Here is a 13,567-nt window from a genome sequence, read left to right on the forward strand (position 1 = left end):
CTCACAATGGAATGTTTTGTCATATTTTTGTAACAAAGCGTGCGATGTTTCACAGTATCGTCTGCGAGGTTTCCCTACCATCGCGCCATATCAGAAGTGGGTGATTAAATTAGGTTTTTTTTTACCTGTACCCATAAAAGCAAATGGCAACGGAGGCTGCTATGTTAAGTATTTTTAAACCCGCGGCGCACAAAGCGCGTCTACCCGAGGCGGAAATTGACCCGCACTATCGTCGGCTACGCTGGCAGATTTTTATCGGTATTTTCTTTGGCTATGCCGCCTACTATCTGGTGCGCAAGAACTTTGCGTTAGCCATGCCATACCTGGTGGAGCAGGGATTCTCTCGCGGCGATCTCGGCTTTGCGCTGTCCGGGATTTCCATCGCCTATGGCTTTTCAAAATTCATTATGGGCTCGGTATCCGATCGCTCGAATCCGCGCATTTTTCTGCCGGCGGGGCTGATCCTGGCGGCGCTGGTCATGCTGGTGATGGGCTTTGTGCCCTGGGCGACCTCCAGCATCATGGTTATGTTTGTGCTGCTGTTCCTCTGCGGCTGGTTCCAGGGGATGGGCTGGCCGCCCTGCGGGCGCACGATGGTGCACTGGTGGTCGCAGAAGGAGCGTGGGGGCATCGTTTCGGTATGGAACTGCGCGCACAACGTTGGCGGCGGGATCCCGCCGCTGCTCTTCCTGCTCGGGATGGCCTGGTTCAACGACTGGCACGCGGCGCTGTACATGCCGGCGTTTGGCGCGATCCTGCTGGCGGTATTTGCCTTTGCCATGATGCGCGATACCCCGCAGTCCTGCGGCCTGCCGCCGATTGAAGAGTATAAGAACGACTATCCGGATGATTACAGCGAGCAGCACGAGCAGGAGCTCACCGCCCGGCAGATCTTTAAGCAGTATATTCTGCCAAACCGGCTGCTGTGGTATATCGCCATCGCCAACGTCTTTGTCTACCTGCTGCGCTACGGCATTCTCGACTGGTCGCCAACCTACCTGAAAGAGGTGAAGCACTTTGCGCTGGATAAATCCTCCTGGGCCTACTTCCTCTACGAGTATGCGGGAATCCCCGGGACGCTGATTTGCGGCTGGATGTCGGATAAGGTGTTCAGAGGCAACCGCGGGGCGACCGGGGTCTTCTTTATGACGCTGGTGACCATCGCCACCGTCGTTTACTGGCTTAACCCGCCGGGTAATCCGGGCGTTGATATGGCCTGCATGATCGTTATCGGCTTCCTGATTTACGGTCCGGTGATGCTGATTGGCTTGCATGCTCTCGAGCTGGCGCCGAAAAAGGCCGCCGGTACCGCGGCGGGCTTTACCGGGCTGTTTGGTTATCTGGGAGGCTCCGTTGCCGCCAGCGCCATCGTCGGCTACACCGTTGACTTCTTCGGCTGGGACGGCGGATTTATGGTCATGATCGGCGGTAGCGTGCTGGCGGTGCTGCTGCTGATTGTGGTGATGGTAGGCGAAAAACGTCATCACCAGCAGCTGAAACAGTCCTGAGGAATGAGCATGAAAACGGCAATAACGACCTTGATGACCGGGATTCTGCTGGCAGGCTCCACGCTGAGTTTTGCCGCTCAGGCGGGGGATAAGATAGTCATTGCCCACCGCGGCGCCAGCGGCTATCTGCCGGAGCATACGCTGCCGGCGAAAGCGATGGCCTATGCCCAGGGAGCCGATTATCTCGAGCAGGACCTGGTGATGACCAAAGACGATCGGCTGGTGGTGCTGCATGACCACTATCTCGATCGGGTCACCGACGTGGCGGAGAAATTTCCGCAGCGCGCGCGTCAGGATGGCCGCTTCTACGCGATCGACTTCACCATGGCGGAGATCAAAACGCTGAAGTTCAGCGAGGGGTTTGAACCCAAAAACGGTAAGAACGTCCAGACCTTCCCGGGGCGCTTCCCGATGGGAAAAGCGGATTTTCGCATTCATACCTTTGAAGAGGAGATTGAGTTCGTTCAGGGGCTGAACCACTCAACCGGGAAAAATATCGGTATCTATCCGGAAATTAAAGCGCCGTGGTTCCACCATCAGGAAGGCAAGGATATCGCCACCAGCGTCCTGCAGGTGCTGAAGAAGTATGGCTACACCAGCAAGCAGGATAAGGTGTATCTGCAGTGTTTTGATGCCAACGAGCTCAAGCGCATCAGGAACGAGCTGGAGCCGAAGATGGGGATGGACCTGAATCTGGTGCAGCTGATCGCCTATAGCGACTGGAATGAAACCCAGCAGCGCCAGGCGGATGGCAAATGGGTTAACTACAGCTATGACTGGATGTTTAAGCCCGGCGCGATGGGGCAGATTGCACAATACGCCGACGGCATCGGCCCGGACTACCACATGCTGGTGGCGGCGAACGCCAGGCCGGGCCAGGTGGCGCTGACTGACATGGTGAAAGAGGCGCATCGCCAGCATCTGGTGGTCCACCCCTATACCGTCCGCGCTGACCAGCTGCCGGATTACGTCACCAACGTGAACCAGCTGTTCGACCTGCTGTATAACAAGGCTGGCGTCGATGGATTGTTCAGCGACTTCCCGGATAAGGCGGTGCAGTTTCTGCAGCAAGAGGGGGAACGCCGCTAACCCGCGGCGTGAATGGCAAACCTGTCCGCGCCGGTCGGCGCGGATGGGATGTTGCCAGGCAGCTACATCTCGATTTCGATATCGCTTTTTGCCCGGCAGCAGCAGGGCAAAATCTCTCCCGGCTGAATGAACGCCAGCGGCTCGGTCAGCCAGTCAACCTGACCGGATACCAGCCGCGTGCGGCAGGAGCCACAATAACCTTCGCGGCACTGATACTCCACGTCGATATTATGCGATTCCAGGGCATCAAGCAGGCAGTGGTGTTCATCCTGACACTCGAGATGGGTGTCAGAAATTTTCAAAAAAATGCGTTTCATCAGAGCTGGAAGTTGCTCAGGTCGTCGGCATCGACTTCGGCATCGATCTGCCCCACCAGGTAGGAGCTGACTTCCACTTCCTGCGGCGCAACCTGCACGTTATCGGATACCAGCCAGGTATTGATCCACGGGATGGGGTTGGAGCGGGTCTGGAACGGCAGTTCGAGACCGACCGCCTGCATGCGGATATTGGTGATGTATTCGACGTACTGGCAGAGAATGTCGCGGTTCAGGCCAATCATCGAACCATCGCGGAACAGATAATCTGCCCACTCTTTCTCCTGCTGAGCCGCCAGCACGAACAGGTCATAGCACTGCTGCTTGCACTCTTCGGCAATTTCGGCCATTTCCGGATCGTCGACGCCGGAACGCAGCAGGTTTAGCATGTGCTGGGTGCCGGTGAGGTGCAGCGCTTCGTCGCGAGCGATCAGGCGGATGATTTTAGCGTTACCTTCCATCAGCTTACGCTCGGCGAAGGCGAAGGAGCAGGCGAAGCTGACGTAGAAGCGAATCGCTTCCAGCGCATTCACGCTCATCAGGCACAGGTACAGTTTCTTTTTCAGCTCGCGCAGGTTCACGGTGACGGTTTTACCGTTAACGCTATGGGTGCCTTCACCCAGCAGATGCCAGTAGCTGGTCAGCTCAATGAGCTCATCGTAGTAGCTGGAAATCCCTTCCGCACGCTTCTGAATCTGCTCGTTGGTGACGATATCATCGAAGACCATCGCCGGATCGTTGACGATGTTGCGGATGATATGGGTGTAGGAGCGGGAGTGAATGGTTTCAGAAAACGCCCAGGTCTCTACCCAGGTTTCCAGCTCAGGAATCGAAATCAGCGGCAGCAGCGCGACGTTCGGGCTGCGGCCCTGGATGGAATCCAGCAGGGTCTGGTACTTCAGGTTGCTGATGAAGATATGCTTTTCGTGATCCGGCAGCGCCTGATAATCGATACGATCGCGGGAAACGTCAACTTCCTCCGGGCGCCAGAAGAAGGAGAGCTGCTTTTCGATAAGCTTTTCGAAGATGTCATATTTTTGCTGATCGTAACGGGCAACGTTAACCGGCTGACCAAAAAACATCGGCTCAAGCAGCTGATTGTTTTTGGTCTGAGAAAAGGTGGTATATGCCATTAAATGTGCGTCCTGTGATGTTATTGCCCCTCGCTCCGGCCCTACAGACGGGGCCGGGCTGTGATGTTCCCTCGCCATGGGGCGAGGGGGGCGTTATCAGATCTTACAAGCGCCGCTTTCGCAGCCGTCGTCCTGGATGGATGGCGCCAAATCGTCCTGCGCATCTTCCGCGCCATCACGGGTGTTGTGATAGTACAGAGTTTTTACGCCAAATTTATAGGCGTTGAGCAGGTCTTTCAGCAGCTGCTGCATCGGCACTTTTCCGGACGGGAAGCGCGTCGGGTCGTAGTTGGTGTTGGCCGAAATCGACTGATCGATAAACTTCTGCATAATGCCGACCAGCTGCAGGTAGCCATCGTTGCTCGGCATTTCCCACAGCAGCTCGTAGTTGTTCTGCAGCTTTTCGTAATCCGGAACTACCTGGCGCAGAATGCCGTCTTTCGAAGCCTTGATGCTCACATGGCCGCGCGGCGGTTCGATACCGTTGGTGGCGTTAGAGATCTGCGAAGAGGTCTCTGAAGGCATCAGCGCGGAGAGGGTCGAGTTACGCAGGCCGTGGGTTTTGATCGACTCGCGCAGCTGCTCCCAGTCGTAGTGCAGCGACTCGCTAACGACAGCGTCGAGATCCTTTTTATAGGTATCGATCGGCAGAACGCCCTTGGCATAGGTGGTTTCGTTGAACCACGGGCAGGCGCCCTGTTCGATAGCCAGCTCGTTGGAGGCTTTCAGCAGGTAGTACTGAATAGCTTCAAACGTCTTGTGCGTCAGGTTGTTGGCGCTGCCGTCGGAGTAGCGTTTGCCGTGTTTTGCCAGATAGTAGGCGAAGTTAATCACGCCGATACCCAGCGTACGACGGCCCATGGCGCCGCGTTTTGCCGCCAGAATCGGGTAGTCCTGATAGTCCAGCAGCGCATCCAGCGCGCGAACCGCCAGCACCGCCAGATCTTCCAGCTCGTCCAGGCTCTCAATCACGCCGAGGTTGAACGCTGACAGCGTACACAGCGCGATTTCGCCGTTTTCATCGTTGACGTCGTTCAGCGGCTTGGTCGGCAGGGCGATTTCCAGGCACAGGTTGGACTGACGAACGGGCGCGATAGCCGGATCGAACGGGCTGTGGGTGTTGCAGTGGTCAACGTTCTGGATGTAGATACGACCGGTAGAGGCGCGCTCCTGCATCATCAGAGAGAACAGCTCAACCGCTTTGATCCGCTGCTTGCGGATGCTGTCGTCTTTTTCGTACTGGGTGTAGAGACGCTCAAACTCGTCCTGATCGGCGAAGAAGGCGTCATACAGGCCCGGGACGTCGGACGGGCTGAACAGGGTGATATCTTCACCTTTCAGCAGACGGGTGTACATCAGCTTGTTGATCTGTACGCCGTAGTCCATGTGACGAACGCGGTTCGCCTCGGTGCCGCGGTTGTTTTTCAGCACCAGCAGGGTTTCAACTTCCAGATGCCACATCGGATAGAAGAGGGTGGCAGCACCGCCGCGCACGCCGCCCTGTGAACAGGACTTCACCGCGGTCTGGAAGTGCTTATAGAACGGGATACAGCCGGTGTGGAAGGCTTCACCGCCGCGAATCGGGCTACCGAGCGCGCGGATGCGACCGGCGTTAATGCCGATGCCGGCGCGCTGGGAAACGTATTTCACAATCGCGCTGGAGGTGGCGTTGATGGAGTCGAGGCTGTCGCCGCACTCAATCAGCACGCAGGAGCTGAACTGGCGGGTCGGCGTACGCACCCCGGACATGATCGGCGTCGGCAGCGAAATCTTGAAGGTGGACACCGCGTCGTAGAAGCGCTTGACGTAGTCCAGACGGGTCTCGCGCGGGTAGTTCGAGAACAGGCAGGCGGCGACCAGAATGTAGAGGAACTGGGCGCTTTCATAAATTTCGCCGGTCACGCGGTTCTGCACCAGATACTTACCTTCCAGCTGCTTAACTGCCGCATAGGAGAAGCTCATATCGCGATCGTGCACGATGAACGAGTCCATCTGCTTGAACTCTTCTTCCGTGTAGTCTTCCAGCAGATGAGTATCGTATTTACCCTTGTTGACCATCTTCGTGACGTGATCGAACAGTGCCGGCGGCTCGAACTGGCCGTAGGCCTTTTTACGCAGATGGAAAATCGCCAGACGCGCGGCGAGATACTGGTAATCCGGAGCATCGCGGGAGATAAGATCCGCCGCAGCCTTGATGATAGTTTCGTGAATATCGGCAGTTTTGATGCCGTCGTAGAACTGAATGTGGGAACGCAATTCTACCTGAGAAATCGAAACGTTATTCAGTCCTTCTGCCGCCCAATCCAGTACGCGATGGATTTTGTCGAGATTAATACGCTCGGTTGTACCGTCGCGCTTTGTCACCAGCAGACTCTGATTCATGTGGATTATACCTGTCCGTGAAAGAAAATATCCCCCGCTTATCCACAGAAGGTCGTTGTGACTAACTCTGTGGATAAATACTATATGTAGGGGGTTGTAGATAAAAAGAACGCTATATGGTGAGTATTCTAGTAAGGATTCTTTTGAGTACAAGAGTTGATTTTGACGTTAAATTGAGGTTGCGGAAGCGTAATAATAGCCGGGCCCACGTCGCATAAGGCCTGGCGAAGATGTCAATAAACTCAAAAATAAAAATGAAAATTTGATCGAGTGCTGATTTCTTCGGCGCCAGGAAAAATTACGCGGCTTGATGCCGCGCAATCATCATATGAAAAACCGCTGACGTTATGCGTTTTTCGCCGTTGTATGCAACATGTAGTTAACATCTACGCCCGGCGCCAGCTTGAAGGTATTGGTTAGCGGATTGAAATGGAGGCCGGTAATATGCTGCTCTTTCAGATTTGTCTGATCTACCCAGCCGATCAGCTCGGACGGCTTGATAAACTTCTTCGCGTCATGGGTCCCCTTGGGCACCATCTTCAGCACGTATTCGGCGCCGACTACCGCCATCAGCCACGCTTTGCCGTTGCGGTTGATGGTTGAGAAGAAGACCTGACCTCCGGGCTTAACCAGCCGGGCGCAGGCGTGGACGACGGACTGCGGGTCGGGAACGTGCTCCAGCATCTCCATACATGTCACCACGTCGTACTGCTGCGCATGCTTCAGCGCGTGCTCTTCGACGGTCTCCTGGACATACTCAACCTGAACGCCGCTTTCCAGCGCGTGCAACTTCGCCACCTGCAGCGGTTCAAAGCCCATATCCAGCCCGGTTACCGTTGCGCCTTCCCGCGCCATGCTCTCCGCAAGAATGCCGCCGCCGCAGCCGACGTCGAGCACTTTTTTGCCGAACAGGCCGCCGGAGCGCTGCGCAATATAGCCCAGCCGCAGCGGGTTGATGCGATGCAGTGGTTTGAATTCGCCCTCTAAATCCCACCAGCGCGAGGCGACGGCTTCAAATTTAGCGATTTCATTATGATCAACGTTGTGGGCCACCGACGGTTTTTCGGCATTCATGGGCGCTTTTACTCCTTTTCAGTTCAGACCTGCGAGTATATCAGCAGACCGCCATGAATAAACCGTCTATACCCTTCGCCTTTCGCACCGCCTCTTCGTTGGCCGCACGCGCTCACCCGAATCACTCACTACGGTGAGCTCATCGGGACTCCCGCGCTTGCCGCCTTGACGCAGTACGAAATTCATTGGGTATACCCGTCGCCTTTCGTACCGCCTCCTCGTTGGCCGCCTTGATGCGGTACGAAATTCATTGGGTATAGGTTTACCGGTATCACCGCGGCTGTGTTATAATTTGCGACCTTTGAATCCGGGATACAGTAGAGGGATAGCGGTTAGATGAGCGACCTTGCGAGAGAAATTACACCGGTCAACATTGAGGAAGAGCTGAAGAGCTCGTATCTGGATTATGCGATGTCGGTCATTGTTGGCCGTGCGCTGCCGGATGTCCGAGATGGGTTGAAACCGGTACACCGTCGCGTACTTTACGCCATGAACGTATTGGGCAATGACTGGAACAAAGCCTATAAAAAATCCGCCCGTGTCGTTGGTGACGTAATCGGTAAATATCACCCTCACGGTGATACCGCCGTTTATGACACCATTGTACGTATGGCGCAGCCATTCTCCTTGCGTTATATGCTGGTCGATGGCCAGGGTAACTTCGGTTCTGTCGATGGCGACTCCGCCGCAGCGATGCGTTATACGGAAATCCGTATGTCGAAAATCGCCCACGAGCTGATGGCCGACCTCGAAAAAGAGACGGTTGATTTCGTTGATAACTATGACGGCACGGAGCGCATCCCTGACGTCATGCCAACAAAAATCCCCAACCTGCTGGTAAACGGTTCGTCCGGTATTGCCGTCGGGATGGCGACCAACATTCCGCCGCATAACCTGACGGAAGTGATTAACGGCTGCCTGGCCTATATCGACGATGAAGACATCTCCGTCGAAGGCCTGATGGAACACATTCCAGGCCCGGACTTCCCGACCGCCGCCATTATCAATGGCCGTCGCGGCATCGAGGAAGCCTACCGTACCGGCCGTGGCAAAATTTATATTCGCGCCCGCGCTGAGGTAGAAACCGATGCGAAAACCGGCCGTGAAACCATCATCGTCCATGAAATTCCGTATCAGGTGAACAAGGCTCGCCTGATCGAGAAAATGGCCGAGCTGGTGAAAGAGAAGCGTCTGGAAGGGATCAGCGCGCTGCGCGATGAGTCTGACAAAGACGGCATGCGTATCGTGATTGAGATCAAGCGTGATGCTGTGGGTGAAGTGGTTCTTAACAACCTCTACTCGCTGACTCAGCTGCAGACCTCTTTCGGCATCAACATGGTTGCGCTGCACCACGGCCAGCCGAAGATCATGAACCTGAAAGACATTCTTTCCGCGTTCGTGCGTCACCGCCGTGAAGTGGTCACCCGTCGTACTATTTTCGAGCTGCGTAAAGCCCGCGATCGTGCGCACATCCTTGAAGCCCTGGCGATTGCGCTGGCCAACATCGACCCGATCATCGAGCTTATCCGCCGTGCGCCAACGCCTGCGGAAGCGAAAGCCGGGCTGGTTGCCAGACCCTGGGATCTGGGCAACGTGTCGGCGATGCTGGAACGCGCCGGTGATGATGCCGCGCGTCCGGAGTGGCTGGAGCCAGAGTTCGGCGTGCGTGACGGTCAATACTATCTGACCGAACAGCAGGCCCAGGCGATTCTGGATCTGCGTCTGCAGAAGCTGACCGGCCTTGAGCATGAAAAACTGCTCGACGAATACAAAGAGCTGCTCGAACAGATTGCTGAACTGCTGCATATCCTCGGCAGCGCCGACCGTCTGATGGAAGTGATTCGTGAAGAACTGGAAGCGATGCGCGAACAGTTCGGCGACCAGCGTCGCACCGAAATCACCGCCAACACCGCTGATATCAACATCGAAGATCTGATCAACCAGGAAGATGTGGTGGTCACCCTGTCTCACCAGGGCTATGTGAAGTATCAGCCGCTGACCGACTACGAGGCGCAGCGTCGCGGTGGCAAAGGTAAATCGGCCGCACGTATTAAAGAAGAAGACTTTATCGACCGCCTGCTGGTGGCCAACACCCACGATACGATCCTGCTGTTCTCCAGCCGCGGTCGTCTCTACTGGATGAAGGTTTATCAGCTGCCGGAAGCCAGCCGTGGCGCGCGTGGACGTCCAATCGTCAACCTGCTGCCGCTGGAAGCCAATGAACGTATCACCGCCATCCTGCCAGTACGCGAGTACGAAGAGGGCGTGAACGTCTTTATGGCGACCGCGAGCGGTACCGTTAAGAAAACGGCGCTGACCGAGTTTAGCCGTCCGCGTTCAGCCGGCATTATCGCCGTGAATCTGAACGAAGGCGACGAGCTGATCGGCGTTGATCTGACGAACGGCGAAGACGAAGCGATGCTGTTCTCTGCGGCCGGTAAAGTGGTGCGCTTTAAAGAGAGCGCAGTACGTGCCATGGGCCGTACCGCGACCGGCGTACGCGGTATCAAGCTGGCGGGTGAAGATAAAGTTGTCTCCCTGATCATTCCGCGCGGCGAAGGTGCGATCCTCACCGTGACCCAGAACGGCTACGGCAAGCGTACTGCGGCGGATGAGTATCCGACCAAGTCCCGCGCCACTCAGGGCGTTATCTCGATCAAAGTGACCGAGCGTAACGGCTCCGTGGTGGGCGCGGTACAGGTGGACGATTGCGATCAGATCATGATGATCACCGATGCGGGCACCCTGGTGCGTACTCGCGTATCGGAAGTGAGCATCGTGGGTCGTAACACTCAGGGCGTCATTCTGATCCGTACTGCGGAAGATGAAAACGTTGTTGGCCTGCAGCGCGTTGCTGAACCGGTTGATGATGAAGAGCTGGATGCCATCGACGGCAGCGTGGCGGAAGGCGACGAGGATATCGCGCCGGAAACCGACGCTGAAGCGGATGATGACATCGCCGAAGATGATGAATAATCTGCGATAATGATGCGAAAAGGGCCGGGATATCCCCGGCCCTTTTTATTTGCCCGCCGCGGGTGATCCAGAGAGTATAACGTTGCGACAAAACGTGTTTACCGCTACCTTAACCCCATTCTGTTGAGTCCCTGACGGCCGAGCATCGCCACATTGAAATATCTTGCTTCTTTTCATACCACGCTAAAAGTTTCACGCTACCTGTTCCGGGCGCTGGCGGTCCTGCTGTGGATGCTGATTGCTTTCGTCTCGGTGTTTTACATTGTTAACGCGCTGCATGACCGGGAGTCGGAGATCCGCCAGGAGTTTAACCTCAACGCCGATCAGGCGCAGCGCTATATCCAGCGCACGGCGGACGTCATTAAAGAGCTGAAGTATGTTGCCGGCAATCGTCCGGGCGGCGGCCGTGAAGGCGACGCGTCGCCGGTGCAAAATGGCGACATCGCGGTTCCGGACTTCGAACCGCTCTATCCGGATTCAGATTGCGGGGCAATGAGCGGCACCTGGCGCAATTCGCTGCAGTCTCTGGCATGGTTTATGCGCTACTGGCGCGATAATTTCTCCGCCGCTTACGATCTCAACCGTATCTTTTTAATTGGCAGCGATAATCTGTGCATGGCGAACTTTGGCCTGCGCGAGATGCCGCTGGAACGGGACCAGGCGCTGAAGGTGCTGCACCAGCGTATTGAGCAGTATCGCGACGCCCCGCAAAGCGAACGCGGCAGCAATCTGTTCTGGATTAGCCAGGGCGTGCGTCCCGGCGTCGGCTACTTCTACGCGCTGACGCCGGTCTATATGGCCAACCGCCTGCAGGCGATGCTCGGAGTCGAACAAACGATTCGCATGGAGAGCTTCTTCACGCCGGGCAGCCTGCCGATGAGCGTCACGATCCTTGACGACAACGGTCAGCCGCTCATCTCCCTCGCCGGGCCGGACGCTAAAATCAAGGGCGAGGCCCGCTGGATGCAGGAACGGATCTGGTTCGGCTATACCTCCGGCTTCCGCGAGCTGGCCATGAAGAAGAGCCTGCCGCCATCCTCTCTGAGCATCGTATATTCGGTATCGGTAGACCAGGTCCTCGAGCGCATCCGGATGCTGATCCTCAATGCGATAGTGCTCAATATTCTGACCGGGGTGATGCTTTTCGCCCTCGCGCGAATGTACGAGCGGCGGATCTTTATCCCGGCGGAAAATGACGCCCAGCGCCTCGAGGAGCACGAGCAGTTTAACCGTAAGATCGTGGCCTCGGCGCCGGTGGGGATCTGTATTCTGCGCACCCTCGACGGCACCAATATTCTGAGTAACGAACTGGCGCATAACTACCTCAATATGCTGACCCATGAGGATCGGCAGAGGCTGACGCAGATTATCTGCGGCCAGCAGGTCAATTTTGTCGATGTGCTGACCAGCAATAACACCAATCTGCAAATCAGCTTCGTTCACTCGCGCTACCGCAACGAAAACGTGGCTATCTGCGTGCTGGTTGACGTCAGCGCCCGCGTCAAAATGGAAGAGTCGCTGCAGGAGATGGCGCAGGCCGCAGAGCAGGCCAGCCAGTCGAAATCGATGTTCCTTGCGACGGTGAGCCACGAGCTGCGAACGCCGCTGTACGGAATTATCGGCAACCTCGATCTGCTGCAAACCAAAGAGTTACCGAAGGGCGTCGACCGTCTGGTCACGGCGATGAACAACTCGTCCAGCCTGCTGCTGAAGATCATCAGCGATATTCTGGATTTCTCGAAAATTGAGTCCGAACAGCTGAAAATCGAGCCGAGCGAGTTCTCGCCGCGCGAGGTGATGAACCACATCTCGGCGAACTATCTGCCGCTGGTGGTGCGCAAGCAGCTCGGGCTGTACTGCTTTATTGAGCCCGACGTTCCGCAGCTGATGTCCGGCGATCCGATGCGTCTGCAGCAGGTCATTTCTAACCTCTTGAGCAATGCCATCAAATTCACCGATACTGGCTGCATTATCCTGCACGTTCAGTGCGCCGGCGACTATCTGCAAATCAGCGTGCGCGATACCGGGGAAGGGATCCCGGCAAAAGAGGTGGTGCGCCTGTTTGACCCGTTCTTCCAGGTCGGCACCGGCGTTCAGCGCAATTTCCAGGGAACGGGCCTCGGGCTGGCGATTTGCGAGAAGCTCATCAGCATGATGGATGGCGATATTGCCGTGGAAACCGAGCCCGGCATGGGCAGTCGCTTTACCATCCGCATTCCGCTGTATGGCGTGCAAAACGGCGCGCCGCTGCTTGCCGATGGCCTGGCGGAAAAATGCTGCTGGCTTGCCGTTCACAACACCGCTCTGACGATGTTTATCACCTCGCTGCTGAATCACCACGGCGTTAAGGTGAAAAACTATGCCGGCGAGACGCCGGGAGCGGACGATATTTTGCTCACCGATGATGAAGCGCATACCGGCTGGTCTGGGGCGGCGGTGATTATTTTCTGCCGCCGGCATATCGGCATTCCGCAGGAGCGCGCGCCGGGAGAGTGGCTGCATAGCGTCACGACGCCGCACGAGCTGCTGCCGCTGCTGGGACGTATCCTGCACGTTGACGTGGCCAGCGCCGAACACGGCCCGGCGCTATCCGCGCCGGAAACGCAGACGGCCAATCACGATGACATGATGATTCTGGTGGTGGACGATCATCCGATCAACCGCCGCCTGCTGGCCGACCAGCTCGGATCGCTGGGCTATCAGTGCGTAACGGCGAACGACGGGGTTGATGCGCTGGGCGTCCTGAGCAAGCAGCATATTGATATCGTACTGAGCGACGTCAACATGCCGAATATGGACGGCTATCGCCTGACGCAGCGTATTCGCGAGCTGGGAATGACGCTGCCGGTTATCGGGGTGACCGCCAACGCGCTGGCGGAAGAGAAGCAGCGCTGCCTTGAGTCGGGTATGGACAGCTGTCTTTCTAAACCGGTGACGCTAGATATTATCAAGCAAACTTTGACGCTGTACGCCGCACGGGTGCGTAAGAGCAGGGAATAGGGCGAAGATTTCCGCGGGCGCGGCCTGGCAGTGGCGGGTCGTTGCCCCAGATATGGCGCATGACGGTCGCGCCGTATCCGGGAAGGTGAGC

The 13,567-nt window shown here is 56.6% G+C and carries 8 protein-coding genes; 4 read left to right on the forward strand and 4 right to left on the reverse strand.

The genetic code is table 11. The annotated features are described in order from the left end of the window. Nucleotides 1–161 precede the first annotated feature (161 nt). Together glpT and glpQ are read left to right on the forward strand one after the other, a co-directional pair. On the forward strand, nt 162–1,508 hold the full coding sequence (gene glpT, locus RTE01_RS05425) for a glycerol-3-phosphate transporter (RefSeq protein WP_041146535.1): 1,347 nt from the start codon (nt 162–164) through the stop codon (nt 1,506–1,508). Between the two features lie 9 nt (nt 1,509–1,517). Continuing rightward, on the forward strand, nt 1,518–2,597 hold the full coding sequence (gene glpQ / locus RTE01_RS05430) for a glycerophosphodiester phosphodiesterase (protein ID WP_134527138.1): 1,080 nt from the start codon (nt 1,518–1,520) through the stop codon (nt 2,595–2,597). Nucleotides 2,598–2,659: 62 nt separating this feature from the next. On the opposite strand, the gene yfaE is transcribed toward glpQ, so the two are convergent. The 4 genes from yfaE to ubiG all read right to left on the reverse strand — a co-directional run bounded on the left by yfaE (nt 2,660) and on the right by ubiG (nt 7,500). After that, nucleotides 2,660–2,914 carry a class I ribonucleotide reductase maintenance protein YfaE gene (yfaE, locus tag RTE01_RS05435; protein WP_041146533.1) on the reverse strand — a complete coding sequence of 85 codons (255 nt, stop codon included), beginning with the start codon at nt 2,912–2,914 and terminating at the stop codon, nt 2,660–2,662. Next, nucleotides 2,914–4,044: a class Ia ribonucleoside-diphosphate reductase subunit beta gene (gene nrdB / locus RTE01_RS05440; protein WP_041146532.1), complete on the reverse strand. Its 1,131-nt coding sequence runs from the start codon at nt 4,042–4,044 to the stop codon at nt 2,914–2,916. Before nrdB ends, yfaE begins: the two co-directional genes overlap by 1 nt. Before the next feature lie 96 nt (nt 4,045–4,140). Beyond that, nucleotides 4,141–6,426 (reverse strand): class 1a ribonucleoside-diphosphate reductase subunit alpha, encoded by a 2,286-nt coding sequence (nrdA, locus tag RTE01_RS05445; protein WP_115192199.1) that lies wholly within the window; start codon nt 6,424–6,426, stop codon nt 4,141–4,143. A 345-nt stretch (nt 6,427–6,771) separates the two neighbouring features. After that, nucleotides 6,772–7,500: a bifunctional 2-polyprenyl-6-hydroxyphenol methylase/3-demethylubiquinol 3-O-methyltransferase UbiG gene (gene ubiG / locus RTE01_RS05450; RefSeq protein ID WP_041146530.1), complete on the reverse strand. Its 729-nt coding sequence runs from the start codon at nt 7,498–7,500 to the stop codon at nt 6,772–6,774. A gap of 336 nt (nt 7,501–7,836) precedes the next feature. On the opposite strand from ubiG, the gene gyrA reads away from it, so the two are divergent. Together gyrA and rcsC are read left to right on the forward strand one after the other, a co-directional pair. Next, a complete protein-coding gene (gyrA, locus tag RTE01_RS05455; protein ID WP_041146529.1) occupies nt 7,837–10,476 on the forward strand; it encodes a DNA topoisomerase (ATP-hydrolyzing) subunit A in 2,640 nt (879 codons plus the stop codon). A 153-nt stretch (nt 10,477–10,629) separates the two neighbouring features. Further along, complete coding sequence (gene rcsC / locus RTE01_RS05460) at nt 10,630–13,476, forward strand: two-component system sensor histidine kinase RcsC (RefSeq protein ID WP_041146528.1); 2,847 nt, start codon at nt 10,630–10,632, stop codon at nt 13,474–13,476. The last annotated feature ends 91 nt before the right edge of the window (nt 13,477–13,567 follow it).

The sequence above is a fragment of the Klebsiella terrigena genome (genome assembly GCF_006539725.1).
GTDB classification, from domain to species: Bacteria; Pseudomonadota; Gammaproteobacteria; order Enterobacterales; family Enterobacteriaceae; genus Klebsiella; species Klebsiella terrigena.